This is a genomic window from Janthinobacterium sp. UMAB-56, from assembly GCF_900095265.1.
Taxonomy (GTDB): Bacteria; Pseudomonadota; Gammaproteobacteria; order Burkholderiales; family Burkholderiaceae_D; genus Janthinobacterium.
On the sequence record NZ_LT607653.1, the window covers coordinates 68,219 to 94,525 of the forward strand.

Consider the following 26,307-nt stretch of genomic DNA (forward strand, 5'->3'; position numbering starts at 1 on the left):
GCACAGAAAGAGGCGCCGCACCGGGGTCTCCGATGCGGCGCCAGGATGTTGCAGTTGCTACCGCCCCGAGTTACATGAGGGCAATGACGGGATAGCGTCGCCATTCCGGCTCGGCGAAGCGCTGGCAGTGTTCAAAAATGAAATCGAGCACGGCTTCCTGATTACTCAGCAAGGCCGGGTTGGCTGCTTTCCAGTCGGCAAACTTGGCCGCCAGGGCCGGCTCATCGCGCAACAATTCGGACGCCATGTCTTCGAACACGTAGTCGGAAAACGCTTCCTTCTTTTCCAGCACGCTGTTGAAGAAGCCCCAGCGGAAGAAGCTGTCGTGCGCCTGCGGCTCCAGCGTTTCCACGGCGTAGCGCGCATTGTCCTGCTCCAGGCTGATCACATAGTCACCCGCCTGCACGGTGAATTGTCCCGTGCGCGCTTCCACTTCCACCGTCTCGTGGAACATATGGCCTTCGTAGGCCGTGGCGCGCGTGCCGATGTTGCTGAGGTGGTAGTAGCGTGCCGTTAGGGTCTGTTCTGCGGTGATGCGGCTCATTTCCACGCCGTTCCAGCGCAGGCGCTCGATCACTTCACGCCAGGCTTGCGGCACGACATAGGCTTTCGGCGCGGCCACGGTGACATCTGCATCGAAGCGGTTGTAATACTTGATATCGCGTTCCCACGGCTGCGAGCGGTCATACGACAGGCGCTGGTAGTCGCCCAGCACGCTCGGCGTGTATTGCGCCACATAGCCCTTGAAGGGGAAGGTCGACGGCTGCTCTTCATTCATGGCCCAGTGGATCGGCCACTCGGCCTGGGTGCGGCCCGCCGCCTTGGCCTGCGCCCGCAATTGCTTGATCTGTTCGCCATGTTCGATGGTAAACGCCATCGTGATGTCGAGCAGGGCGCGCATGGAAGCGTAGCGGTCGGCAAAGGGCTTGAGCATATGCGTTTCCGGCATGAAACCGATGACGTGATGCAAGGCCGCAAAACCGGTCGAAAAACGCGGTACTTCGAGGAATTCGGCGATGCCGTGATCGGGGCTATCCTTGACGGGGTTCACGTAGGGGCAGGTGGGCCAGCCGGCGCTTTCCATGGCCGCAAAGATGTGCGGCAGCATGGTGTCTTGCAGGAAGGGGCCCAGGCCATTGCCCAGCTTATCCGTCTGCGTGTGGATCAGGGTCATCGTGTACGGGTAGTCGGCGCCGTTGGACGTGTGCGTGTCGACCATCACGTCCGGGTCCCAGCTGGCCAGCAAGCGGTTGAACACTTGCGCGTTCAGGCTGTCGCACTTGATGAAATCGCGGTTCAGGTCCAGGTGGCGGCTGTTTCCACGGAAGCCAAATTGCTCCGGGCCATCCTGATTCACGCGCGAGGTGTTGGCGCGGTTCAGGCTGCCATCGACGTTGTAGATCGGAATGAACAGCAGCACGGTGCTGCCCAGTGCCGCCAGGCGCTCGGGCTGCGTGCAAAGGTCGCGCACGATGGCCATGCAGGCGTCGATGCCTTCCGGTTCGCCCGGATGGATGCCGTTGTTGTTGAAGAACACGGTGCGGCCTGCGCGCTTGATCTGCTCGCGCTCAAACACCCCATCGGCGCTGACGACGCCAGCGTGGATGGGTACGCCCGCATCGGATAGACCGATCTGTTCGAAATGCAGCACCTGCGGGTAGCGTGCGGCGAGATCCTTGTAGAAAGTGATGCATTCCAGCCAGGTCGTGGTCTGGTTGTGGTTACCGAGTTCGTAGGTCGTGCGCAAGTCTGGTGGCATAGCGGTCTGAGTCTGGGAGGGGGAAGGCGCGCTGGGTAAGTACGCCCGCTAGGGGCCAATTGTAGCACCGGCGCTCCTGTCTTGATGCGCCGCAGGGGCTGGCTGCAGCACTTGTGTTATGAATACGTTTCACGTGCAAGGGGAGGCAGCATGGGCAAGACAGCGATGGCGGTGCTGGTGTGGTGGGTGTGCCTGGCGGCACAGGCGGCGCCATTGCGCTTGCCGGCAGGCAAGGGGCCGGTGGCGCACGGCGGAACCGTCACGGCTGTCGCGCAGGGTGCGCTGATACGCTACCGGGGCTGGTTGCTGGCCGTCGATGGCGCAATGTCGGAAGAACGGCCGGACCTCTTGCTGACGTCGGCGGATGCGCGCCACGCGCCGCAGTTGCAGCTCGGTTCCACGCAGCGCCCCTTGCCCCTGTGGTCAGCCTTCGAGCTCATCAAGGGAAGCGTGTTCCTGCGCATTACGGCGCTGCCGGGACCGGATGACACTCCCGCGCTGCTGCTCGATTTTGGCGATGCCGATTACCGCATCGTGATTCCTGCCGCCCGCATCGCCCGGCCGGCGTATCGGCTGCTGGCGCAGCGTTTTCCCGGTGCCGACCTGGCCTTGCTGCGCCAGGATGGCCGGCGGGTCATGTTGCCGCTGGGAAGTGGCAGGGCGCAAGTGTTTGGCGAAGAGCAAGCCGTGCCTTACCGCTTTGCCAAAGTAAAAAAACGTTAGGCGAAAAAAAGCCACTCCCGCAGGAGTGGCTCAGGCTAAAGCGCCCGTTGCCGGGTTATGGCTTCTTGTTATTCAGCGCCCATTTCTTTCAGCAGGTTGTCTGCGTGGTCGATGTGTTTCATGTTCCACAGCATGTAGCGCAGGTCGACCTGGATCGAACGGGTGTTGGCCTTGTTGTAGTCCCAATCGGAGATGATCGAGTCCAGGGTGCCATCGAAGGCGAGGCCGATGAATTCGCCTTTGGAATTGAGGGCAGCCGAACCGGAGTTGCCGCCGGTGATGTCCAAGGTCGCCAGGTAGTCGACCGGCACGGTTTTCAGCTTGGGATCGACAAATTTACCGAAGTCCTTGGCCTTGATCGCGGCCAGTTGTTTCGCTGGTGCATTGAACTCACCCTCGCCCGTGGCTTTGGCAACGACGCCATTGACGGTGGTGAAAGCGGTCCAGGTAGTGCCATCGGCGCCGTGGTCACGGCCGGCAACACGGCCGAACGTCACGCGCAGGGTGCTGTTGGCGTCAGGATAGACGGCTAATCCCTTGCTCTTCATGAAGGCAATTTTTGCTTTCATGTAGTTGGCGTAGGCTTGCTGGATCTTGCCGGCCAGTTCTTCGTCTTCCGCTTCGTTTTTCAGCGAATCGGGATACATGGCGACGGCTGCCTGGATGAAGGTGTCCTTGCTGGCCTGGAATTCGGCTGGCGTGCGTTTCAGCCATGCTGCGCGTTCTTCCTTGTCGCCCAGCTTGCTGCCCGCATACAGTTTGTCCAGGGCGGCGGACAGCTCGGCTGGCGACATGCCGTCCTTGATGCCGATGGCGGCGTCAAAGCTGGCGCGGCGTTGTGCTGCCGGTTGCGCGGCGTACTTGCTCAGGCTGTTGAGTACCAGCGCCTTGTCGACTTTTTCATCGTAGGTGCGCTCGACCGACGTGATGCCCGAGGTCAGGCGTGGCAAATCGCGCGTCTGGTAGCCGGACTTGCGTTCCGCATCGGCCTTGGTGCTTTCGTTGGACAGGCGGTACAGGCTGCGTGCCGTGTTCAGCAGGCGTGGCTGTGCGTAGCCCAGGAAGAAGTCGCGCTTGGTGTCGGCATCGCGTTCGGCGATCAGCTTTTCCACTTGCTCGATGTCGCCGGCAAATTCCGCCTTGCGGGCAGGATTGGCGTTGACCCAGGTTTTCAGGGCCTCGTGTTCTGCCGTCTTGCGCGCCAGGAAGTCGCTGCCGGCGTATGAGTCCAGCATGCCTTGACGGTTCTTGTAGTAATTGTTCACGCCAGCGACCTGACCCGCGTATTTCAGGGCCACATCCTTGTTGTCTTTGGTTTCGCGCGCGATGATGGCCAGGGTTTCGCCCGACGCTTTCACGAAGGCAGGGTAGTTCCAGTCAAACGTGAACGCCACTTCCGATGGCAGGCGGTGACGGTTGGTGCGGCCAGGGTAGCCCAGCGCCATGACGAAATCGCCTTCTTTCAAGCCATCCTTGGCCAGTTTCAGCACGTGTTTTGGCTGGTATGGCACGTTGTCCTTGCTGAAGTCGGCAGCCTTGCCATCGCGGCTGACGTAGGCGCGGTAGAAACCGTAGTCGCCCGTGTGGCGTGGCCACATCCAGTTGTCGGTGTCGCCGCCGAACTTGCCCACGCCCGCTGGAGGCGCGTGCACCAGGCGTACGTCGCGAATTTCCAGTTGCTTGATCAGGTAGAACTCCAGGCCGCCGTAGTAGCTCGACACGGTGCAGCGGAAGCCGGCTTCTTTTTCGCATTCGGCGACCAGTTTCTTCTGGTTTTTCTCGATCGCATCGATGCGTGCCTTGCCTTGCAGCTTGGCCACGTCGGCGGTGATGATCTTGTCGCTGACATTGGTCACGGCCGAGGTGACGAAGATGCGGCTGCCTGGAGCTGCCGGCAATTCTTCAGCGAAAGTCTTGGCCAGGAAACCGTTGGCCAGCAAATCGCGCTCCTTGGTCGAGTTGACCGCCACGCTGTTGTAGACGCAATGGTGGTTGGTGGCAACCAGGCCTTGCGGCGAGACGAACGAGGCCGAGCAACCGCCCAGGCTGACGATGGCACCCATCGGGAACTCGGTCAGTTTGGTCAGGGTGGTCGGATCGAGTTTCAGTCCGGCCGCTTTCAGTTCTTTAGCTACTTGTGGCAGCTGTTGGGGCATCCACATGCCTTCGTCGGCGTGTGCGAAGTTGCTCAGGATGGCGAGCGCGATTAAAGATTTTTTCATTCGATTTCTTGTCTTTTTACATGGTGGGAAGTCGGAATCAGCGTGCGTACCCAGTGGTTTTCTCAGCGGGCGACCTAGAGTATCCGTTTCGAAGTGTGACTAGTCAATGACATTTTCCTCAGCGTATGGTGTGGATTGATGCTTTAAAAGAAATATTTCTTGTTCAGACATGGGGAAAGCAGGGCATCCGCCAGCATTTTCCCGTACCGGTGTCTGTGGTATTGTCCAGACAATTATCCAGTCGGCAATAAAAATGGCCAGGCGCTTGCGCGGCCCGGCCATCGTTTTCTGCACGATGTGGTACTGGTCTAACGTATTTTGCCGCGGCGCAAAAGATTCACGATGCCCAGCAGGATGACGGCGCCCAGGAACGAGACCAGCAGCGAAGACAGGCTGAAGTTGTCGCTATTGATGGTGCCTGTGCCGAACAGGGGCGCCAGCAGCCAGCCGCCCAGGAAGGCGCCCACGATGCCGACGACGATATTGAGGAAGATGCCCTGTTGCGCATTCGTTCTCATGACCATGCTGGCCAGCCAGCCGATGACGCCGCCAATAACGATCCAGATAATGAAATTCATGTAGTCCTCCGCGTGTTGGGTGAGTGGGTGTCATGTTGGAAAAACATCATGCCAGCCGATACTGATGCCGCGCGCTAAAAAAGTCCAGAGGATTTGCATGGCGCATGCAAAAGCCCGCCTGGCGGTGGGCAGCGAAGCGGGCTTGTCATGCGGCAAGGTCGTGTTTAATCGGCCTTGATGGCTTCCACCTGGATGGCCAGCTTGACTTCAGGCGAGAACGCCGGCATGCCGTAGTTCAGGCCAAAGTCGCTGCGTTTGAATTCCGCCGTGGCATCGGCACCGCACACTTCGCGCTTGTAGCGCGGGTGCATGATGCACTTGAACTTGCTCACGTTCAATTTGACAGGTTTGGTCACGCCCAGCAGGGTCAGTTCGCCATCGACTTCCACCAGTTGCTCGCCGTTGAACTTGAGCGATGTGCTCTTGTAGGTGATCTGCGGGAATTTCTCGACGTTGAACATGTCCGCTTTTTTCGCGTGCGTATTCATGGCGTCGAGGCCGAAATCGATGGAATCGGCATCGATGACCAGGTCCAGGCTGCCCGTCTTGGCAGCGCGGTCCAGGGTGACCGTACCCTTGGTTTTGTTGAACTTGCCACGCCACACGGACATGCCCATGTGATCGGCTTCAAAGCTGGGGAAGGTGTGCGTCGGGTCGAGGTTGTAGGTATCGGTGGCGGCCATGGCCGAACCCGCGCCGGCGGCTGCCAGCACGGCGATCATCAAGTGCTTCAATTTCATTGAATTCCTAATTAAGTTAAACAACAGATTTTCGGACGTTGATCTGATATGTAACGCCTGAAAAACGTTCAGGGCAAGGCGCCTTGCCGAAGGCAGTACGAATAGTACGACGAGGCAAGAGCAACGCAGCCATGGGCGTTTTCTTAGGTGTTACTGAGCAGCGACGTGGAATTTAATGGTGACTTCATCCGCGACCATGCTCGTGTCTTTCCACTCGCCTTCGCCGATGTTGTAGGTCAGGCGCTTGATCGGCAGGGCGCCGTCAAACGCATATTTGCCGCCGTCGGCTTTCACCGTCAGGGGGAAGCTCACGTCGCTGGTCTTACCTTTGATGCTCAGCTTGCCTGTGACCGTCAGCTTGCCCGCGCCGGCGGCTTTGATGCTGCTCGAGACAAAGGTGGCTTTCGGGAACTGGGCCGAGTTGAACCATTCTTTCTTGGCCACTTCCTTGTTGTACTCCGGGTCGCCGATATCGATGCTGGCCGTGTCGATTTCCACCGACGCTTTCGAGGCGTCCGGCGTAGCCGGGTTGTAATCGATGGCGATATTGAATTTCTTGAACTTCGCTTCCACGGGCACGTTCATTTGCTTGAAGACGGCCGACACGCTGGTCTTGGCGGAATCGACTTTCAGCAGGGTGGCGGCGGTGGCGGCCACGGACAGGCCCAGCAGGGAAGCGAGGACGATGCGTTGGGTAGTTTTCATCTTATTTTTCCTGGAGTTTCAGTGAGCAAGGGGAAGTCGGTGCTACGGCAGCATGCGTTTAAGCACGCCATCGCGGTCGATGAACTGATGCTTCAGCGCCGCCAGCACATGGGCAGCCACGGCGGCAGCCATTGTCATGTTGAGAACATAATGAATCTCTTTTAAAAGTGGCTTAAGTTCCGGGTTCGGCGCCATGATGACCGGCAGTTGGAACAGGCCCAGGTAGACTACCGGCACGCCGGCGGCCAGCGTGTACAAGTAGCCGGAGATGGGCACGGCGAAGATCAGGAGGTACAGCAGCACGTGCATGGCGTCGGCAGCCTTCTTTTGCCAGGCAACCATGCTGGCCGGGTGCGGCGGCGGCACATTCGCCTTGCGCCACAGCAAGCGGATGGCGGCGATGGCCAGCACGGTCACGCCCAGCCATTTGTGCCAGGAGAAATATTTGAGCTTGGTGGGCGTCAGGCCGGGAATGTCCGTCATGACCAGGCCCATGACGAAGGCGCAGATGATCAGCAGGGCGGTCAGCCAGTGCAGGATGATGGCGGTGGTGGTGTAGCGTTGCATCGGCGGCTTTCTTGAATGTAGTACGTATTAGGACTATTTCGGCCTAATATACCAAAGAAAAGCAAATTGCGCTGCGTGCTGGAGATTCTACAAGAAAGATTGCCGGAGAAACTGCGGGGCGGGCAGCATTTGTATGCTGGCCGCCCCGCAGGAGTGGGATCGGATGATCCCCATGTGGAAACTGCTTAGATGGCTTTTGCCAATTGTGCGGCGATGCCGATGTAGTTAGCCGGCGTCATGGTCAGCAAGACTTCCTTGGCCTCCTGTGGAATGGCCAGGCCATTGACGAAGGTTTGCAGCGCTTCTTTCGAGATGCCCTTGCCGCGCGTCAGCTCTTTCAGCTGCTCGTACGGATTTTCGATGCCATAGCGGCGCATCACGGTTTGTACGGGCTCGGCCAGCACTTCCCAGGTCGCGTCCAGGTCTTGCGCCAGGCGCGCGTGGTTGACTTCCAGCTTGTTCAGACCGCGCAAGCAGCTGTCATAGGCCAGCAGGGTGTAGCCCAGGCCCACGCCGATGTTGCGCAGCACGGTCGAATCGGTCAGGTCGCGCTGCATGCGCGAGACGGGCAGTTTTTCCGACAGGTGTTTCAGGACGGCGTTGGCCAGGCCCAGGTTGCCTTCCGAGTTTTCGAAGTCGATCGGGTTGACCTTGTGCGGCATGGTCGACGAACCGATTTCACCCGCTTTCAGTTTCTGCTTGAAGTAGCCCAGCGAGACATACGTCCAGATGTCGCGGTTCAGGTCCAGCAAGATCGTGTTGGCGCGCGCGAAGGCGTCGAACAGTTCGGCCATGTAGTCGTGCGGCTCAATCTGGATGGTGTAGGGGTTGAAGACCAGGCCCAGGCGCTGTTCGATGACGGCCTTCGAGAATGTGGGCCAGTCGAAGCCGGGGTAGGCCGACAGGTGAGCGTTGTAGTTGCCGACGGCGCCATTCATCTTGCCGAGGATTTCCACTTGTTCGATGCGCTTGACGGCGCGCTGCAAGCGGGCCACGACGTTGGCGAATTCCTTGCCCAAAGTGGTCGGGCTTGCCGTCTGGCCGTGCGTGCGCGACAGCATCGGCACGTCGGCATTGTCGTGCGCGATCTGCGTCAGCTTGGCCACCAGGCCGTTCAATGCCGGCAGCATCACGCCATCGCGCGCGGCCTTGAGCATCATGCCGTGCGAGGTGTTGTTGATGTCTTCCGAGGTGCAGGCGAAATGGATGAATTCCGACGCCGCCACCAGTTCCGGCACGTCCGCCACTTGTTCTTTCAGCCAGTACTCGACAGCCTTGACGTCATGGTTGGTGACCGCTTCGATGGCCTTGATGCGGGCCGCGTCGGCTTCCGAAAAGTCGGCTGCCATCTTGTCGAGCAGGGCGCTCGCTTCAGCCGAAAACGGCTTGATTTCAGCGAAACCGGCTTGCGACAGCGCTTGCAGCCAGGAGATTTCCACTTTCACGCGGTGGTGCATGAAACCGGCTTCGGACAGGATCGGGCGCAGCAGATCGGTCTTGCTGGCGTAGCGGCCATCGAGCGGAGACAGGGCCGACAGCGTGGAATACGGAGATGTAGAAGTCATGAGAGCGGACGCAAGTTAAAGAAACGGTTGGCGTGTGGCGCGCGGGGAGGGCAGGATCATTGCAATACAGCAACACTGACGGCGCCACAGTAAAGGGGGATTTTACCACCGCTGGCTGCTGGCCAGCCGTCCGCTGGCCGCCGGCGCACCGCAATTCGGCCAAATCCGGCCCCGATGCGGCGTGCCTGCCACACACCGGGGGGCGCCGGGCGTGCGCTGCCAAACGCGGTTGCCGCCGATGCTATACTGCTTGCTGCTCCTTTACCTTAAAGTACCTATGAAACTGATCGGCTCCCTCGCCAGCCCGTATGTCCGCAAAGCCCGTATCGTGCTGGCGGAAAAAAAGCTCGACTATGTCTTCGAGCTGGAAAACGTGTGGGTGCCGGAAACCCGCATCGCCCAGGCCAATCCCCTGGGCAAGGTGCCCTGCCTGGTGATGGAAGATGGCAGCACGCTGATCGATTCGAAAGTCATCGTCGAATACCTCGACACGCTCACGCCCGTGTGCAAGTTGCTGCCGGCCGGCGGCAATGGCCGCGAGCGGGCCGATATCAAGAACTGGGAAGCGCTGGCTGACGGCATCCTCGACGCTGGCGTGCTGGTGCGCCTTGAGCGCACGCAGCGCCCGCCCGAGCAGCAAAGCGCGGCCTGGATCGCGCGCCAGCTGGAAAAAATCACCCTGGGCCTGGCGGCGCTGGAAACGCGCCTGGGCGAGAGCGCGTATTGCGCCGGCAAGAACTACACCTTGGCCGACGTGGCCGTGGGCTGCGCCCTGGGCTGGCTCAGCTTCCGCTTCCCGGAAATCGACTGGCGCGCGGACCATCCGGCGCTGGCGCGGCTGTTTGACAAACTGTCAGAACGGCCATCGTTCAAGGACACCGCGCCGCAGTGAGCGTACGATGACCGGCAAGGATTCGAAGGCGCAGCAACGCTTGCAGATGGCCGATATCGCGCGTCTGGCCGGCGTGTCCACGTCCACCGTGTCGCGCGCGCTGAGCGGCAGTTCGCTGGTCAATGAAGAGACGCGCGCGCGCGTCATCGCGCTGGCCCGCTCGCTCAAGTATTCCATCAATATCGGCGCGCAAAACCTGCGCCTGAAACAGAACCGCACGGTGGGCGTCGTGGTGCCGTATGACGCGGCCACGCGCCAGCACCTGTCCGATCCTTTCTTTCTGAGCATGCTGGGCAGCCTGGCCGATGCGCTGACGGAGCAGGGCTTCGACATGCTCATTTCGCGCGTGGATGCCGAAACGCTCGATGCGGCCGCCCAGTCTTTCGATAGCGGGCGCGTGATCGGCATCATCCTGATCGGCCAGTGGCGCCACCATGAACAATTGAACCAGCTTGCCGCGCGCCAGGTGCCCATCGTCGTCTGGGGCGCGCAATTGCCGCAGCAGCTGTATTGCACCATCGGCGGCGATAACGTCGCCGGCGGCAGGCTGGCCACGGAACACTTGCTGGCGGCGGGACGCCGGCGCATCGCTTTCTTTGGCGACGCCAAGCTGCCCGAAGTGGCGCAGCGCCAGCAGGGCTACGCGCAGGCGCTGGCCGCGCAGGGACTGGCGCCCGACCCGCAACTGTACGTGGCCGGCTCCTTCCTGCCGCAGGGCGGCGCGACGGACGTGCAGGAACTGCTGGACCGTCACCTGCCGTTCGACGCCATCTTTGCCTGCAGCGACTTGCTGGCCATGAGCGCCATCAGCGCCCTGCGCGCGCGCGGCGTGGCCGTGCCGGAACAGGTGGCCGTGGTCGGCTACGACGATATCGAACTGGCCGCGTATTTCCATCCGCCCCTGACCACCGTGCGCCAGCCGATTCGCGCCGCCGGGCGCGCGCTGGTGGCCTCGCTGCTGGCGCTGGTCGACGGCGCGCCTGCGCCATCGCAGCAATTACCAACCGAACTGATCGTACGCGCTTCCGGCTGTTGAGGCGTGCCTTTCAGGGATTGCAACCGATTGCAATAATCTTCATTTAACTCGTCATTTTTCATGCTGCACAGCAGCATGAAAATCCGGCTCATCGCGTCAAGCATCGTATTTTTCCTCTGTCTTCCCCGTGAAATTCCCATAAAAACAACACAATTCGCATGTTGCAGCGCTCGATTGCAATCGATTGCAATAAATTCTTATTCGTTGAATAATGACGTACCGGCTCAGCCAGCGCGCCACGGCATGCAGCGGCCAGGACTCATAACAAGCGGATACCTCGATGTATCGGCATACAACACTGGAGACAAGATGAAGACACGTACTGCTCAACGCGGCTGCATGGCCGCAGCCGTCGCCCTGGCCATGCTGCAATTGGGCGCCGCCCAGGCGCAATCTGCCAAGGACACCGCCAGCGCCGCCCCCGCCGATGGCCTGAACCTGGAACGCATCGTGGTCACGGGCACCACCGGCGGCACGTCCAAAATGAAATCGAGCAATTCCGTCAGCAGCATGGAACTCGACACCATCGTGCGCAACGCCCCCACCAGCGCCGCCGAAGTCCTGCGCTCGGTGCCCGGCTTGCGGGCAGAATCGTCGGGAGGCGAAGGCAATGCCAACATCACCGTGCGCGGCCTGCCCATTTCCGCCGGCGGCGCGCGCTATGTGCAGATCCAGGAAGACGGCTTGCCGGTGCTGCAGTTTGGCGATTTCAACTTCACCACGCCCGACAGCTTCGTCAAGATCGACTCCACGCTGGACCACCTGGAAGTGGTGCGCGGTGGTTCCGCCTCCACCCTGGCCACCAATTCGCCGGGCGGCATCATCAATTTCATCAGCAAGAATGGCCAGGAGCAGGGCGGCAGCGTGGCCCTCAGCCGTGGCCTCGGATACGACCAGACGCGGGTCGACTTCGACTACGGCGCGCCGCTCTCGGAGCGCACGCGCTTCTTCATCGGCGGCTCCTGGCGCACGGGCGAAGGCATCCGCCACACTGGCGTCACCAGCGAAAAGGGCGGCCAGATCCGCGGCAATGTCACACATGAATTCGACAGCGGCTTCGTGCGCCTGTCCTTCAAGCACCTCGACGACCAGTCGCCCACGGCCCTGCCGGTACCGGTCAGCGTGCGCAATGGCACTATCACGGAAATCGCCGGCATCGACCCGCGCAAGGCCAGTTTCTATTCGCCGTACTGGGTGCCGGACATGGTGCTGAACAAGGACAATCAGCGCGTGGCCACCCGCGTCAACGACGGCTTGCACGTGAAGAGTGATAGCGTAGGACTGGCAGCGTCGTTCAAGCTGGGGCAGGGCTGGAGCGTGAGCGAAAATTTCCGCTACGCCGACAATTCGGGCCGCTTCACGGGCGTGTTCCCGTCGAATAATGGCAGCGAAGGCAGCTATGTGTTTGCCAGTGGCACGAACCAGGGCAAGCCCTACACCGGTCGCGCGTTTTCCGCCGTGGTGTTCAACACGTCCATCGACGACGCCAGCAATACCTTGAGCGACACCAAGCTGGCCAAGACTTTTGTTCTCGACAGCGGCAAGCTGACCACCACGGCCGGCCTGTACCTGTCGCAGCAAAAGCTGGGCCTGACCTGGAACTTCAATGAATACCTGATGCAGGCCACGGGCGACCAGCCGGCGTTGCTGCAGACGGCCAGCGGTACGCCAGGCTACATCGGCCCGGCCTTCGGCGCCTGCTGCTCGCGCGCCGTCGACATGGAGTACCGCACGACGTCACCGTACCTGAACCTGGCCTGGGAAAGCGGCGCGCTGAATCTCGACGGCGGCCTGCGGCGCGACCGCCAGCATGCCAGCGGCACGGCCAATCAGGCCACCGGCGCGCAAGCCTATCTGCCGTCGACGGTGCAGCAGGTCGACTACACCCTGGGCCACACCTCGTACTCGCTGGGCGCGAACTACAAGCTGCAAGCCAACCTGGCCGTGTTTGCTCGCGTCAGCGAAGGCGTGGCCTTCAATGCCGACCGCATCCTGTTCGGCACGCCCTTGGATGGCAGCGTGCCGGTGGCCATCAATACCGTGCGCCAGCTTGAAGGGGGCGTGAAATGGCGGCGAGGTCCCCTGAGCACCTTCGTCACCGTATTCCAGGCCAAGACCAAGGAAAGCAATTACGAAGCGACCACCCAGCTGCGCACGGCCAACAGCTATGAAGCGAAGGGCGTGGAACTGGAAGCGGCCTACAGCGCCGGCGACTTTCGCATCAATGGCGGCCTGACGTTCACGGATGCCGAGATCACGGGCACGGCGGCGGCCGACGTGGCGTTGATCGGCAATACGCCGCGGCGCCAGGCGCGTGTCGTGTACCAGCTCGCGCCCACCTATGAATGGGGACCGGCCACTCTGGGCGTCAGCCTGGTTGGCACGGGCAAGTCCTGGGGCGACGATGCGCACACGATCACCTTGCCCGCCTACCAGGTGCTCAATGCCTTCGTCAATTACCAGCTCACGCCGCAGATGCAGTTGGCGCTGACGGCGAACAATTTGCTCGACAAGATCGGCTATACGGAAGTCGAGGGCGATGGCCATGCGGCCCGCTCGATCACGGGGCGCGCCGTGAAGATCAGTCTGAAATACGCATTTTAAGCAAGGATAGGATTCATGATGTCGATACGCAGCCCCCTGGCGCGCCTGCTGGCGCCGCTCCCCACGCACTTGCGCGACGATGCGGCGCGCCGCTACGCGCGCCAGGAGGCGATCTTGCTCGACCGCCTGGGCAGCCTGTATGGTCAGCGGCCTGACTTTCTGCCCTGGCTGGGCGAGCTGATGGAAAGCGTGGGGCGGCTGTACGCGGCGCGCGCGCCGGCGCTGCTGCAGCAGGACGCGCAGCGCGAAGCGCAGCCGGACTGGTTTGCCAGCCAGTCAATGCTGGGCTACAGCGCGTACGTGCAGCGCTTTGGCGGCAGCCTGCAGGGCGTGGCCGCGCGCATTGCCCACCTGCGCGAACTGGGCGTGACGTATCTGCATTTGCTGCCGTTTTTACGTGCGCGCGCTGGCGAAAGCGATGGCGGCTTTGCCGTCGCCAGCTTCGACGAAGTCGACCCTGCGTTGGGCAGCAATGCCGACTTGCTGGCGTTGACGGCGCAGCTGCGCGCGGCCGGCATCAGCCTGTGCTCGGACCTGATCCTTAATCACGTGGCCGACGACCATGCGTGGGCGCTGGGGGCCAAGGCGGGTGACCCGCTGCTGCGCGATTTTTTCCATACCTATGCCGACCGCGCGCAGCCGGACCGCTACGAGCGTACCGTGGGCCAGGTCTTCCCGCAGGCGGCACCGGGAAATTTTACCTTCGTGCCAGAGCTCCAGCGCTGGGTCTGGACCACGTTTTATCCCTACCAGTGGGATTTGAATTACGCCAATCCGGCTGTCTTCGCAGCCATGGCGGGCGCCATGCTGGGCCTGGCCAACAAGGGTATCGAGGTGTTCCGTCTCGATTCGACGGCCTTCCTGTGGAAGCGCGAAGGCACGGACTGCATGAACCAGCCTGAAGCCCACAGCCTGCTGCAAGCCCTGCGCGCCATCGCCGCCATCGTCGCGCCCGGCGTGCTGCTCAAGGCCGAAGCCATCGTGCCCACGCCCAAGTTGCCCGCCTACTTTGGCAGCGATGCCGCGCCCGAATGCCATATTGCCTATCACAGCAGCCTGATGGCCGCCGGCTGGGGCGCGCTGGCGGAGGAAAACACGGACTTGCTGCAGCAGGTGATCGCCGCCACGCCGCCGCTGCCGCCGGCGGCAAGCTGGCTCAGTTATGTGCGCTGCCACGACGACATCGGCTGGAACGTGCTGCTTGATGAAGCGGGCGCGGACGGTCCGGCGCGCCTGGCGCGCATCGCGCGCTTCTTTGCCGGTGCTCCCGGCAGCTATGCGCGTGGTGCCGCCTTCCAGAGCAGCAGCGCCGACAAGGCGCATGGCAGCAACGGCATGGCCGCCTCGCTGGCCGGACTGGAAAGCGCCGCCACAGTGCAGGAGCAGGAATACGCCTTGCGGCGCCTGTTGCTGCTGCATGGCCTGGCTTTGAGCTTTGGCGCCTTGCCGGTGCTGTATATGGGCGATGAACTGGGCCTGACCAACGATCACAGTTACACGCAGCGCGCCGACCGGGCGATGGACAGCCGCTGGCTGCAGCGCCCCGCGTTTGACGACAGCTTGCTGGCATGGCGCCACGATGGCGTGAGCGCCAGCGGCCGCTTGTACCTGGCGCTGCGCCAGCTGATCGATGTGCGCGGGCGCTTGCCGGCCCTGGCTGCTGGTGCGCCGCGCAGCGTGCTGCCCGCCGACTCGCCGGGCGTGCTGGCGCTGTTGCGTGGCGACGCGTTTCTCAACCTGAGCAATTTCAGCGGCGCCAGCCAGCGCTATGCCCTGCCCGCAGGCGAATGGCGCAACAGCCTCGATGGCAGCGTGCTGGCCGGCACGGTGGGCCTGCAGCCATGGCATATGCTGTGGCTGGAAAGGGAGCCGGCATGAGCGACGCCACCGCGCACCGTCCGCAGCTGTCGTTCTGGCAGATCGTCAACATGAATGTCGGTTTTTTCGGCATCCAGTTCAGCTTCGGGCTGCAGCAAAGCAGTATGAGCCCCATCTACAAATACCTGGGCGCCGATGAAGCGAGCCTGCCGTACCTGTGGCTGGCCGGTCCCATGACAGGCCTGCTCGTGCAGCCGCTGATCGGTGCCATGAGCGACCGCACGGTGACGCGCTGGGGGCGCCGCACGCCGTACTTCCTGATCGGCGCCATCCTGTGCAGTCTGGGCCTGCTGGCCATGCCATTCAGTCCCACTTTGTGGATGGCCGCCAGCCTGCTGTGGATACTCGACGCGGCCAACAACGTGACGATGGAGCCGTACCGCGCCTTCGTCAGCGATAAGCTCGACAAGAAGCAGCACTCGCTGGGCTTCCTGACGCAGAGCGCCTTTACGGGGCTGGGGCAAACGCTGGCCTATCTGACGCCATCGCTGCTGGTCATGCTGGGCATGAACAAGGATGCCGTCAATGGCAGCCATATTCCGCACATCGTCATCGCCGCCTTCCTGATCGGCGCCGTGTTTTCCCTCGCCTCGGTGCTGTGGACCCTGAAGACGACGCCGGAAAATCCGCTCACGCCGGACGAACTGGCGGCCATCCGCAGCCGCCCGCCGGGCTGGCGCCACACGCTGGCCGATATCGGCGCGGCCCTGCGCGACATGCCGCCGACGATGAAGCAGCTGGCCATCGTCAACCTGTTCCAGTGGTACGCCATGTTTTGCTATTGGCAGTACATCGCGCTGTCGCTGGCGGCGACCCTGTTTCACACGACCGACCCGGCTTCGCAAGGTTTTCGCGACGCGGGCTTGCTGAACGGGCAGGTGGGCGCCTTCTATAATTTCGTCGCCTTTGTCGCCGCCTTTGCGCTGGTGCCGTTCACGCGCCGTTTCGGCCCTAAGCGCATGCACAGCCTGTGCCTGTGCGCAGCCGGCGTGGGCATGCTGAGCATCCCCCTGATCCACAGCCCGGCGCTGCTGTTGCTGCCCATGCTCGGTGTGGGCCTGGCCTGGGCCAGCATCATGGGCAACCCCTACATCATGCTGGCCGGCTGCATTCCGCCCGAGCGCACGGGGGTGTACATGGGCATCTTCAACATGTTCATCGTCATCCCGATGATCATCCAGATCTTCACCCTGCCGCTGTATTACCGCAGCTTGCTGGGCGGCCATCCGGAGAACGTCATCCGGCTGGCCGGCGCCCTGTTGCTGTGCGCGGCGGTGGCGGTGCTGTTCGTCAAGCTGCGCCCGCCGCAGGCCGCAAAGACTTGAGGACGGACGTAAAAAAACCGGCTCTGCCGGTTTTTTTATCTGCCTCGAAGAGCAATTACTCGTCAATCGCCATCTGGCTTTGCAGGTAGTTCTGGATGCCGACTTTGGCGATCAGGTCGATCTGCGTTTCGAGCCAGTCGATATGCTCTTCCGTGTCTTCCAGGATCATCAGGAACAGGTCGCGCGAGACGTAGTCGCCGACTTTTTCGCTGATGGCGATGCCTTCCTTGACGGTGGCGTGCGCGGCGCGTTCCAGCTTCAAGTCGCATTCCAGCATTTCCGGCGTGTTCTCGCCGATCAGCAGCTTGTGCAGCGCTTGCAGGTTAGGCAGGCCGTCGAGCATCAGGATGCGGTCGATCAGTTTGTCGGCGTGTTTCATTTCGCCGATCGATTCTTCGTATTCCTTCTTGCCCAGCTTTTCCAGGCCCCAGTGCTTGTACATGCGCGCATGCAGGAAGTACTGGTTGATGGCCGACAGTTCGTTGGTGAGCTGTGCGTTGAGCATGCGGATGACTTCTTTATCGCCCTTCATGGGATTTCCTTTGTTCTGTGTCGCGTTCGATGATGAAACCGGAGGCTGCTGGCGTTCACTGCCGGGTGGCACAGGGCTGCCTGGTGGCGCACAGCTTGCCGGTTTCGCTATGCCCGCATGATAGCGCAAAATGTTGGCGATTTCCGGTGCTAAACGGCATTTTTCCGTCTTTTTAACGTAAATATCGTGCGAATAAAACCCATTCTCAAGTGGATTTCCCCATAGCGCCGTTTTTTATTTGTTAAGGAAAATGAAGGCCATTCTCATTCGCGTTCCTGGCGCTATTTTGCTGCCGCTGGCGCGCCTGCATGGTCGCGCTGAAAAGAAGGGAAATGTTTGGCTGTTCTTGCTTTTGTTTCTTTTGGGCCGCTGCCGGCAATGCGATAATCAGGCAGCGAGTTTTACTGAAAAAGGATAGCAAGATGATGTTGCATATACCCGGCGTGCTGACGCCGGAACAGGTCACGCAGTTTCGCCAGCGCCTGGCGCAGACGGACTGGGTCGACGGGCGCGCCAGCGTCGGCGCGCAAGGGGCGCAGGTCAAGCGCAACCGTCAGTTGCCCGAAGGTTCGCCGCTGGCGCTGGAGCTGGGCGAGATCGTCAGCCGCGCGCTGATGGCCCATCCGCTGTTCTTTGCCGCCGTGCTGCCGCTGCGCATCCTGCCGCCGTTCTTCAACAGCTATGCGGGCGGTGAGCACTATGGCCTGCATATCGATGGCGCCATCCGCACGCCGAAAAACGGCACGCAGTCGATGCGCGCCGACGTTTCTTCTACCGTGTTCCTGAGCGAGCCGGACGAGTACGAAGGCGGCGAACTGGTGGTGGTCGATGCGTATGGCACGCATGAAGTAAAACTGCCGGCCGGCGACGTGATCGTGTATCCATCGAGCAGCGTGCATCAGGTGCTGCCCGTTACCAGCGGCGAGCGCATCTGCTCCTTCCTGTGGACGCAAAGTATGGTGCGTGAAGACTGGAAGCGCAGCATGCTGTTCGAGCTCGATCAGAACATCCAGAGCGTGCGGGGAGAGCATGGCGACTCGCCGGCGACGGTGGGCTTGACGGGGCATTATCACAACCTGCTGCGGATGTGGGCGGAGATGTAAAAAGGGTCAGTCGCTGCGCGAGCGGAATGGGCCCCATTGGGGCCCATTCCCCCCTCGGCTCTGACCCCAAAAAAAAGTCTGCCTGGCCCGGGGATGGTGGCTGGCAGACTGAAACAAGCAGTTGCTTGACTGGTACAGGAAACAGGGCGCACAAAAGCAAGCAGGGCGCAGGGTGCGGTGCTTGCGGGCTGGCTGCGGCGCCAGGGCCGCTGGAAGGCTAGCTCAGTTGGAAGGTCAGGGGGACTAAAACATACACAGGTACGGGCTTGCCGTTTTCGATCATCGGCTTGAACAGCGCGCGCTGCGCGGCCTGGCGGCCCGCTTCATCGAGGTTGCCGTAGCCGGTCGATTTATGGATCAGGATTTGCTCAGGCAAGCCTTTTTCATTGATCAGGATGTGCAACACCACGGTGCCGCTTTCGCCCAGGCGGCGCGACAGATTCGGATAGATCAGTTGCGGTGCCTTGATGTATTCGACGCTGCTGACGGTGCGCGGCGCCGACGGTGCCGGTGGCGCCGGCGCCGGTGTCGATGGCGCTGCCGGCGCGGCGGTGGCAACGGGCGCCGTTTCGGCGCGCGTCGGCTGCGGCGGCGTGATCGTCGGTTCGCTAGGCGCTACGGCGATCAGCGGCAGCGGCGGGATCACGGCGCGCGGCACGGGCGCGCTCAGTTCCACGGTTTTCGGTACGGATGGTGCCGGCGGCTTGGGTGGCGCCGGCGGGGCGATGATGCTGATGGTGGTGATGGTCGGCATGGCCGCCGTGACGACGCGGCTCAGCAAGCCGCTCTGGATGGCGTAAAAGCCGGCGATATGCAGGACGACGATGGCCATCAGCGGCGCGAATTTGTTGCGCTTCTTGTCGAAGTCGGCAAATTGCTGCACGGCCTGCACCGTTACGGGCGGGGGCATCATCGTCATGGCGTTCATCGCTTTCTTTAGTTTGTCAGTACAGCTCGCATCAATACGGTTTCTTGCAGCACCACCGTGGCGTTCAGGTGATCGTTCAGCACTTCGCGCGCGCAGGTATGACATTTGCCGCAGCAAGTGGCCACGCCCAGGTCGCGGCGCAGTTCGGCCATGCTGGACAGGCCAAGATCGACGGCTTGACGGATTTCACGATCAGATATGTTGTTGCAGACACATACAATCATTGCGACACCTTCTGGCTGGAGGATGAACAGACACTAATGCTTGGAAGCATTGTTGCTAGTGTTTTAATGAGAATCATTATCATTACGTTTCATTGTCGCGCAAAGCGAGGGACAATGCAAGCGATTTTGATCAAGTGTGCGGCGCTTGGCGGCCTGGCATTGCGGCTTGATATGCCCCTCGCGCCCATGGCGTAGCCCTTGAAGCTGGCCACTCTCCGGGCTAAATAAAAACAATTCGCATTCATGTTTATAATACTGGTATTGTCTCGGACGGTCGCCGTCCGGACAGTTTGAAAGGCCGCTTGTCGGTAATGCGCAACAGTTGCGTTTTACCTCACAACACCAGGGCATGCGCCACGCGCAGCAGTCTGTCCCCGGTGTTCTTAATTTGAACGGAATTTGCTCATGACTCTAGTTCCACCCCTGATGACGCTCGACGCGCTGGCAGTCGGCCAGAGCGGCACGGTGTTGCATATCACGCCCCACGCGGCAGGACAGACGGAAGACGGCGTCGACCTCGTGCGCCGCTTGATGGAGCTGGGATTCGTTCCCGGTGAACGAATCCGCATGCTCAAGCGCGGTATTCCAGGCGGTGATCCGCTGGCCATCAAGGTTGGCAATGCCACGTTCGCACTGCGCCGCTTCGAAGCGGCGCTGATCACGATTCAACCGCTGCTTCAACCGGAATGACCATGGGTGCTGTCGAAACTATCGTCGATGCGGGCGTGCACAGGCCGGCGCATCAGCCACAAATTGCCTTGCTGGGCAATCCGAACTGCGGCAAGACCGCGCTGTTCAACCGTTTGACGGGCGCGCGCCAGAAAGTGGCGAACTACGCCGGCGTGACCATCGAGCGCAAGGAAGGCCATTTCACCTCACCAAACGGCAAGCCCGTGCGCCTGCTCGATTTGCCGGGCGCCTATAGCCTGTCGGCCACCACGCCCGATGAAGCCATCACGCGCGACGTGGTGGGCGGCTTGCGCAAGGGCGACCCGCGTCCGGACGCCATCATCTGCGTGGTCGATGCCACCAATTTGCGCCTGAATTTGCGTCTGGTACTGGAAGTCAAGCGCCTGGGCCTGCCCATGCTGCTGGCGCTGAACATGACGGACGTGGCGCGCAAGCGCGGCATGTTGATCGACACGGCCAGGCTGTCGGCGGAACTGGGCATGCCCGTGGTCGAGACGGTCGCGGTGCAGCACGATGGCGAAAGAGCTTTGTTGGACGCCATCGACGCCATGCTGCCCCTGCCGGCCGTGGACGCCAAACCGCTGGCGGCCATCGATGCCGTCAGCGTCGAAGAAACCCAGCGCGAAGTACGGCGCATCCTGGCCGCCGTCAGCAATGACACCAGTGACACGGGCAACCTGACGGAAAAGATCGATGACGTGGTGCTGCACCCCGTGTTCGGCCCCCTCATCCTGGCCGTGCTGATGTTCCTGATTTTCCAGGCCGTGTTTGCCTGGGCGGCCACGCCGATGGAAATGATCACCGACGGCGTGGGCCACCTGGGCGCCGTGCTGACGGCAAACATGCCGGACGGTCACCTGAAAAGCTTGCTGGTGGAAGGCATCATCGGCGGCGTCGGCAGCGTGCTGGTATTCCTGCCGCAGATCCTGATTCTGTTCTTCTTTATCCTGAGCCTGGAAGACTGCGGCTATCTGCCGCGCGCGGCCTTCCTGCTGGACCGCCTGATGGGTGGCGTGGGCCTGTCCGGCCGTGCCTTCATCCCCCTGCTGTCGAGCTTTGCCTGCGCCATTCCCGGCGTGATGGCGGCGCGCACCATCCAGAACCCGCGCGACCGCCTGGTCACCATCATGATCGCGCCACTGATGACGTGTTCGGCGCGCCTGCCCGTGTATGCGCTGATCATCGCCGCCTTCATCCCGCAGCGCCAGGTATGGGGCTACCTGAGCCTGCAAGGCCTGGTGCTGTTTGTCCTGTACTTCGCCGGCATCATTTCGGCCATGGCCGTGGCCTGGGTCATGAAGCGTGGCATGGGCGTGCGCGGCAACCAGCCGCTGATGCTGGAACTGCCGGCCTATCATTGGCCGCATCTGCGCAACCTGGCCGTCAGCCTGTGGGAGCGCGCGAAGATATTCCTCACGCGCGTCGGTACCATCATCCTGAGCCTGATGATCATCCTGTGGTTCCTCAGCAGCTTCCCCGGCGCGCCGGACAACGCGATCCATCCGCCGATCTATTACAGCCTGGCCGGCATCCTGGGCCGCGGCCTGGAAGTGATCTTCGCGCCCATCGGTTTCAACTGGCAGATCTGCATCGCGCTGGTGCCGGGCATGGCGGCGCGCGAAGTGGCCGTCGGCGCGCTCGGCACCGTGTACGCGCTGTCGCAAACGGGCGATGCGCTGGCCTCCACCCTGGAGCCGCTGATCGCCCATTCGTGGTCGATGGCCACCGCGCTCTCCTTGCTTGCCTGGTATGTGTTTGCGCCGCAGTGCCTGTCGACCCTCTCCGTGGTGAAACGCGAGACGGGCGGCTGGCGCTATCCGCTGCTGATGGCCGGCTATATGTTCGCCCTCGCCTACGCCGCTTCGTTCATCACGTACCGCCTTGCCCTGTTGCTGGGCGCTTAGGAGAAAAGCATGTGGCAAACCCTCATCGTCGCCCTGATCGTCGCAGCCGCGCTGCTGCATTTTTCGACCAAGTACCTGCCGGCGGGCGTGCGCCGCGCCATCGTGCGTGGCCTGGTGCGCTGCGGCCTCGATGAGGCGAAGACGTCGACTTTCTTCAAGGTGGCGCCGGGTTGCGGCAGCGGCTGCGGTTCCTGCGGCTCCTGCGACAGCCCGCCGCCGCCGTCCGCCACGCCGCCGGCCGACGGCGCCAGCAAGCGGGTGATCCTGATGCAGGTGCAGCGCTAGGGCTGCACCAAGGCTGCACCAAGGCTGATATACGTCTAGCCACGGGTGCATCGGTGGGCTACACTGGACTTCCCGCACGGCAAGGAGTGGCAATGGCGATACTGTTGATCTTCATGTTTTTGTTTGCGATCGCCTCCTGGCTGCTGGCCAGCCGGCGCGGCCGCCACGGGGGACTCTGGTTCGGTATCGGCTTGTTCCTTGGTCCCTTTGCCTTGCTGGCGGTGGCGGCCCTGCCGCCCGTCACGCGGGCCTGAACGTAAAAAACCCGCTGCTGCGGGTTTTTTTACGCCTGCGCGCCCGCGTGGCGCAGCCGGTATTGGCGCGGCGAGCACGCCATGATGCGCTTGAAGGCATGGCTGAAAGCGCTATCGGAATCGTAGCCCAGCGCCTGCGCTATCGAGGCGATGGGCGCGCCGCTGTCCTTCAGGCGCCGTGTGGCCAGGCGCATGCGCCAACGTAGCAGGTAGTCGAGCGGTGCCATGCCCACCCTGGTCCTGAAATGCAGGGCAAAGGCGGAACGCGACTGCCCCGCGATGGCGGCCAGTTGCAGCAAGGTCCAGCGGTGGGCCGGCTGCGCATGCATCGCTTCGATGGCCGCGCGCAGGCGGGGATCGGCCAGCGCAAACAGCCAGCCTGCCGGGTGCGAGTCCTGCTCTGCCAGATACTGGCGCAGCACTTGCAGCAGCATCATGTGGCCCAGGTGGCGCGTCATCAGCGCTGCGCCGGGCGCCGTCGCCTGCAGTTCGTGCGCCAGGCGCTGCAAGGCCCAGTGCAGCACGCTGGCCTGGTCCGTATCGCCACGCACGTGCAGCAACGGCGGCAGGCAATCGAGCAGGATGGCCGCCTCGTCGCCAAAGCTGAAGCGCCCGCCGATGAGAAAAAAATCGTGTTGTGGCGTGCCGTGGCGTGCCACGCCGTGCCGCGTGTGCCGATACACTTCCAGCGCCGGCGAGGCTGGCAAGCCTTGTGTGCTGGCCAGCGTAAACGCGCGTCCTGGTGCCAGCAGGAAACAGTCGCCAGTATGCAGCTGCACGGGAGCGTCGATGCCTGCGACTGTCAGCCAGCAGCCGCCCTCGAGCACGGCGTTGAACTTGATGCCGTCCGGCGGCGGAAAGTCGATGGCCCAGTCGCCGCCCGCCTTCAGGCCGGCAAAATGGGAGCTGCGCGTGTCGAGCAGCGACAGTACATCGGAGAGCAAATCCATGGTGTGGTTCCAGTTTTGGACGATTGCGACAGTATTAGAGATTTTACGCCATTCACAGTCCAGGAAAGCCCACGCAAAATAGCCATGTCGCCAGCCACCCCGCGCTGGCCCCCCACATGCAGAGGCAGACATGGCATACAGCGATCACAGGCAAATACCCCTTCACTCCGGCTTTGGCGCGGCGACCACCGCCACCGAAGCGCTGGCCGGGCGCGACTTGTCCGGCGTGCAGGCCATCGTCACGGGCGGCTATTCGGGCCTGGGCCTGGAAACGGTACGTGTGCTGGCCGGCGCCGGCGCCATGGTGCTGGTTCCCGCGCGCGATGTGGCAAGGGCGTAAACGGCCTTGCGTGATCTGCCCATGGTAGAAATTGCCGCGCTCGACCTGCTCGAGCCACAGGCCATCGACGCCTTTGCCGCCGCCTTCCTTGCCACCGGCCGCGCCCTGCACGTGCTGGTCAACGGCGCCGGCATCATGGCCACGCCCCTGCTGCGCGATGCGCGCGGCTACGAGGCGCAGTTCGCGACAAATCACCTGGGACATTTTCAGCTGACGGCGCGCCTGTGGCCTGCCTTGCGGCGGGCGCATGGCGCGCGCGTGGTGTGCGTGTCGTCGCTGGGACACAGGCAGGCCGGCGTCGACCAGGACGATCCGCATTTCCTGCGCCAGCCGTACGACAAATGGCGCGCATATGCGCAGTCGAAAAGCGCCAATGCGCTGTTTGCCGTGGAGCTGGACCGGCGCGGCGCGGCGCATGGTGTGCGCGCTTTCTCGCTGCATCCGGGCGCTATCCTGACGCCGCTGGTGCGCCACCTGGACCTCGATGACTTGCGCCGCGTGGGCGCGCTGGACGATGACGGCCAGGTAAATCCAGCGCCGCAATCGGGCTTCAAGAATGTGGCGCAAGGTGCCGCCACGGCCGTCTGGTGCGCCACCAGCGCGCAGCTTGCGGGGATTGGCGGGGTGTATTGCGAGGATTGCGACATCGCCGCCCTGGTGCCTGACGACAGCACGAGGCCGGGCGTGCGGCGCTGGGCCGTCGATCCCGCGCAGGCACGCCAGCTATGGGCGCTCAGCGAGCAGATGACTGGCGTGCGCTTCGATTGCGACGCTGAATAGAAAATGCCGGGCAATGCCCGGCATGTGCAGGAGGGCGGCGTGGATTTACGCCTTGCCCGCCAGCTTGTCGACGACTGGCACCAGCGCGGCAGGGCGGCAGCCGAAGGCGGCCAGGCGGCCTTGCGCGTGCGGCGCCAGGTCAAGGTCGTAGGGCAAACGGCCCGCCACCAGCCACAGTTTATCTTGCGGCAGGGCCTCGATCAGGCGGCGCTGGCCGTCGACGAACATGGCGTTATACGTTTGCAGCACGATCTGCTGCGCGCCTTGCGCAAAGGCGATGGCGGCAGCCACTTCCTCGTCCAGCGCTTCGGCCGACAAGGCGTATTCGCGCACGTCCAGGCCCGCTTCAAGCAGCGCCGGCAGCATGGAGCTGCGCGCTTCCTTGTTGCGGCCCAGCGCCACTTCGTCGATTTCGCTGCGCGAGCGCACTTCTACCGTCAGCAGGGTCACGGGCAGGCTGGCGTCGAGCGGGCGGTACGCGCCTTGCACGCGCAGGGCGGCCTTTTGCAGCAGTTGCGACAGGGCCATGGCGGCCGGCTGCATCAGTGCCGGTGGCGTGACCGGGCGGGTGCGCCAGTCGCGCACGGCGCGGTTGCGCTTGAGTTCAGCCACGCGCGCGCAAGCCGCGTCGATGCGGGCCATGGCAATGTCGCCGCGTTCCACGGCGTCGATGACGGCGTCGATGGCCGCCGTCTGCTGCGCTTCGCGGTGCGAAATGAGGACGATGTCGGCGCCCGCCTGCAAGGTGGCGATGGCGCCCTGGGCGATGCCGATGCCATCGGCGATGGCCGCCATTTCCAGGCAGTCGGTGATGACGACGCCCTTGTATTGCAACTCGCCGCGCAGCAGGTCGGTCAGCACGCCTTTCGACAGGGTGGCTGGCACGCTGGTGTCGGCCTCGAAGGCGGGGAAAACCACATGCGCCGTCATGATGGCATCGACGCCGCCGGCAATGGCTGCGCGGAAGGGCGCCAGTTCCACGGCGTGCAGGCGTTCCCTGTCGTGCGGCACCAGGGCCATGGCGTAATGCGTGTCGATGGCCGTATCGCCGTGGCCGGGGAAGTGCTTGGCGGTGACAGCTACGCCGCTGGCGCGCTGGCCGCGCATGGCGGCCATGCCGTAGTCGATGACGGTGGCGGCATCCTCGCCATATGCGCGCACGCCGATGACGGGGTTGTTGCGGTTGTTGTTCACGTCCAGTACGGGGGCGAGCAGCATATTGATGCCCACCTGGCGCATTTCATCGCCGCTGATCTGGTTCATGCGTTCGCAATCCTCGATGGAGCCGGTGGCCTGGAAAGCCATCGCCGCAGGAATGGGCGTGACGCCCTGCTCGATGCGCATCACCATGCCGCCTTCCTGGTCGATGGAGATCAGCAGCGGCGTGTCGGACACTTCCGCGTTGATTTCCTGCAGTTCGCGGCACAGGGCTGACACTTGCGCGGGCGTGTGCACATTGCGGCGGAACAGGATCACACCGCCCACCTTCTTTTGGCGTATCAAGGTCTTGATATGCTCGTCCGCCTGCAGGGCGTCGAAGCCCACCATGAACAACTGTCCTACTTTCTCGCGCAAACCCTGCTCCATGCTGCAACTCCTCCGGTCTTCATGTTGATGATGGCATACGTATTGTGGCACCGTGATGATGCACCTTGGTGATCAGCGGAAAAGCTGCCTGCGTTTTGTATTTATTTTGGTATTGTATTGGATTTGGGTTTTTGCG

The 26,307-nt window shown here is 62.5% G+C and carries 24 protein-coding genes and 1 pseudogene; 13 read left to right on the forward strand and 12 right to left on the reverse strand.

Going from position 1 to position 26,307, the window contains the following annotated elements; genetic code table 11:
• Positions 1-70: 70 nt before the first annotated feature.
• Complete coding sequence (locus K0F85_RS06215; protein ID WP_219115071.1) at positions 71-1,759, reverse strand: M14 family zinc carboxypeptidase; 1,689 nt, start codon at positions 1,757-1,759, stop codon at positions 71-73.
• Positions 1,760-1,909: 150 nt separating this feature from the next.
• Here K0F85_RS06215 and K0F85_RS06220 point away from each other — a divergent pair, with 150 nt between their 5' ends.
• Complete coding sequence (locus K0F85_RS06220; protein ID WP_219115072.1) at positions 1,910-2,482, forward strand: hypothetical protein; 573 nt, start codon at positions 1,910-1,912, stop codon at positions 2,480-2,482.
• A 68-nt stretch (positions 2,483-2,550) separates the two neighbouring features.
• Here K0F85_RS06220 and K0F85_RS06225 read toward each other — a convergent pair whose 3' ends face one another.
• From K0F85_RS06225 to purB, 6 genes are all read right to left on the reverse strand, one after another.
• Entirely contained in the window at positions 2,551-4,704 is a 2,154-nt protein-coding gene (locus K0F85_RS06225; RefSeq protein WP_219115073.1) for a S46 family peptidase, read from the reverse strand.
• 308 nt (positions 4,705-5,012) lie between these two features.
• A complete protein-coding gene (locus K0F85_RS06230) occupies positions 5,013-5,282 on the reverse strand; it encodes a GlsB/YeaQ/YmgE family stress response membrane protein (protein ID WP_219115074.1) in 270 nt (89 codons plus the stop codon).
• Between the two features lie 164 nt (positions 5,283-5,446).
• Positions 5,447-6,022 carry a YceI family protein gene (locus K0F85_RS06235; RefSeq protein WP_219115075.1) on the reverse strand — a complete coding sequence of 192 codons (576 nt, stop codon included), beginning with the start codon at positions 6,020-6,022 and terminating at the stop codon, positions 5,447-5,449.
• Positions 6,023-6,172: 150 nt separating this feature from the next.
• Positions 6,173-6,727, reverse strand: a complete 555-nt coding sequence (locus K0F85_RS06240) for a YceI family protein (RefSeq protein WP_219115076.1) — start codon at positions 6,725-6,727, stop codon at positions 6,173-6,175.
• Positions 6,728-6,769: 42 nt separating this feature from the next.
• Positions 6,770-7,294 (reverse strand): cytochrome b, encoded by a 525-nt coding sequence (locus K0F85_RS06245; protein WP_219115077.1) that lies wholly within the window; start codon positions 7,292-7,294, stop codon positions 6,770-6,772.
• Between the two features lie 185 nt (positions 7,295-7,479).
• A complete protein-coding gene (gene purB / locus K0F85_RS06250) occupies positions 7,480-8,859 on the reverse strand; it encodes an adenylosuccinate lyase (RefSeq protein ID WP_219115078.1) in 1,380 nt (459 codons plus the stop codon).
• A 277-nt stretch (positions 8,860-9,136) separates the two neighbouring features.
• On the opposite strand from purB, the gene K0F85_RS06255 reads away from it, so the two are divergent.
• From K0F85_RS06255 to K0F85_RS06275, 5 genes are all read left to right on the forward strand, one after another.
• Positions 9,137-9,751 carry a glutathione S-transferase N-terminal domain-containing protein gene (locus K0F85_RS06255; protein WP_219115079.1) on the forward strand — a complete coding sequence of 205 codons (615 nt, stop codon included), beginning with the start codon at positions 9,137-9,139 and terminating at the stop codon, positions 9,749-9,751.
• 7 nt (positions 9,752-9,758) lie between these two features.
• Positions 9,759-10,787: a LacI family DNA-binding transcriptional regulator gene (locus K0F85_RS06260; RefSeq protein ID WP_257572571.1), complete on the forward strand. Its 1,029-nt coding sequence runs from the start codon at positions 9,759-9,761 to the stop codon at positions 10,785-10,787.
• 309 nt (positions 10,788-11,096) lie between these two features.
• A complete protein-coding gene (locus K0F85_RS06265) occupies positions 11,097-13,391 on the forward strand; it encodes a TonB-dependent siderophore receptor (protein WP_219115080.1) in 2,295 nt (764 codons plus the stop codon).
• Between the two features lie 15 nt (positions 13,392-13,406).
• A complete protein-coding gene (locus K0F85_RS06270; protein WP_257572572.1) occupies positions 13,407-15,269 on the forward strand; it encodes an alpha-amylase family glycosyl hydrolase in 1,863 nt (620 codons plus the stop codon).
• Positions 15,266-16,594, forward strand: a complete 1,329-nt coding sequence (locus tag K0F85_RS06275; RefSeq protein WP_219115081.1) for an MFS transporter — start codon at positions 15,266-15,268, stop codon at positions 16,592-16,594. The genes K0F85_RS06270 and K0F85_RS06275 overlap by 4 nt, the downstream gene beginning before the upstream one ends.
• A 55-nt stretch (positions 16,595-16,649) precedes the next feature.
• Here K0F85_RS06275 and bfr read toward each other — a convergent pair whose 3' ends face one another.
• Positions 16,650-17,126: a bacterioferritin gene (gene bfr / locus K0F85_RS06280; protein ID WP_219115082.1), complete on the reverse strand. Its 477-nt coding sequence runs from the start codon at positions 17,124-17,126 to the stop codon at positions 16,650-16,652.
• 250 nt (positions 17,127-17,376) lie between these two features.
• Here bfr and K0F85_RS06285 point away from each other — a divergent pair, with 250 nt between their 5' ends.
• Together K0F85_RS06285 and K0F85_RS06290 are read left to right on the forward strand one after the other, a co-directional pair.
• Entirely contained in the window at positions 17,377-17,544 is a 168-nt protein-coding gene (locus tag K0F85_RS06285; protein ID WP_219115083.1) for a hypothetical protein, read from the forward strand.
• A 4-nt stretch (positions 17,545-17,548) separates the two neighbouring features.
• Positions 17,549-18,229, forward strand: a complete 681-nt coding sequence (locus K0F85_RS06290) for a Fe2+-dependent dioxygenase (RefSeq protein ID WP_219115085.1) — start codon at positions 17,549-17,551, stop codon at positions 18,227-18,229.
• Between the two features lie 217 nt (positions 18,230-18,446).
• Here the strand turns inward: K0F85_RS06290 and K0F85_RS06295 are convergent, their stop codons facing one another.
• Positions 18,447-19,148, reverse strand: coding sequence for an energy transducer TonB (locus tag K0F85_RS06295; RefSeq protein ID WP_219115086.1), 702 nt, complete (start codon positions 19,146-19,148; stop codon positions 18,447-18,449).
• 17 nt (positions 19,149-19,165) lie between these two features.
• Complete coding sequence (locus K0F85_RS06300; protein WP_131387646.1) at positions 19,166-19,381, reverse strand: bacterioferritin-associated ferredoxin; 216 nt, start codon at positions 19,379-19,381, stop codon at positions 19,166-19,168.
• A 405-nt stretch (positions 19,382-19,786) separates the two neighbouring features.
• On the opposite strand from K0F85_RS06300, the gene K0F85_RS06305 reads away from it, so the two are divergent.
• From K0F85_RS06305 to K0F85_RS06320, 4 genes are all read left to right on the forward strand, one after another.
• A complete protein-coding gene (locus tag K0F85_RS06305) occupies positions 19,787-20,071 on the forward strand; it encodes a FeoA family protein (RefSeq protein WP_219115091.1) in 285 nt (94 codons plus the stop codon).
• A gap of 2 nt (positions 20,072-20,073) precedes the next feature.
• Positions 20,074-21,975 carry a ferrous iron transporter B gene (locus K0F85_RS06310; protein WP_219115092.1) on the forward strand — a complete coding sequence of 634 codons (1,902 nt, stop codon included), beginning with the start codon at positions 20,074-20,076 and terminating at the stop codon, positions 21,973-21,975.
• A 9-nt stretch (positions 21,976-21,984) separates the two neighbouring features.
• A complete protein-coding gene (locus K0F85_RS06315) occupies positions 21,985-22,260 on the forward strand; it encodes a hypothetical protein (RefSeq protein ID WP_219115094.1) in 276 nt (91 codons plus the stop codon).
• Between the two features lie 92 nt (positions 22,261-22,352).
• Positions 22,353-22,514 carry a hypothetical protein gene (locus K0F85_RS06320; RefSeq protein ID WP_219115095.1) on the forward strand — a complete coding sequence of 54 codons (162 nt, stop codon included), beginning with the start codon at positions 22,353-22,355 and terminating at the stop codon, positions 22,512-22,514.
• 29 nt (positions 22,515-22,543) lie between these two features.
• Here the strand turns inward: K0F85_RS06320 and K0F85_RS06325 are convergent, their stop codons facing one another.
• A complete protein-coding gene (locus tag K0F85_RS06325) occupies positions 22,544-23,464 on the reverse strand; it encodes an AraC family transcriptional regulator (RefSeq protein ID WP_219115097.1) in 921 nt (306 codons plus the stop codon).
• A gap of 130 nt (positions 23,465-23,594) precedes the next feature.
• Between K0F85_RS06325 and K0F85_RS06330 the strand changes: the two are divergent.
• A pseudogene (locus tag K0F85_RS06330) lies at positions 23,595-24,584 on the forward strand (oxidoreductase).
• A gap of 45 nt (positions 24,585-24,629) precedes the next feature.
• Here the strand turns inward: K0F85_RS06330 and nagZ are convergent.
• Positions 24,630-26,171, reverse strand: a complete 1,542-nt coding sequence (gene nagZ, locus K0F85_RS06335; RefSeq protein ID WP_219115098.1) for a beta-N-acetylhexosaminidase — start codon at positions 26,169-26,171, stop codon at positions 24,630-24,632.
• Positions 26,172-26,307 lie beyond the last annotated feature (136 nt).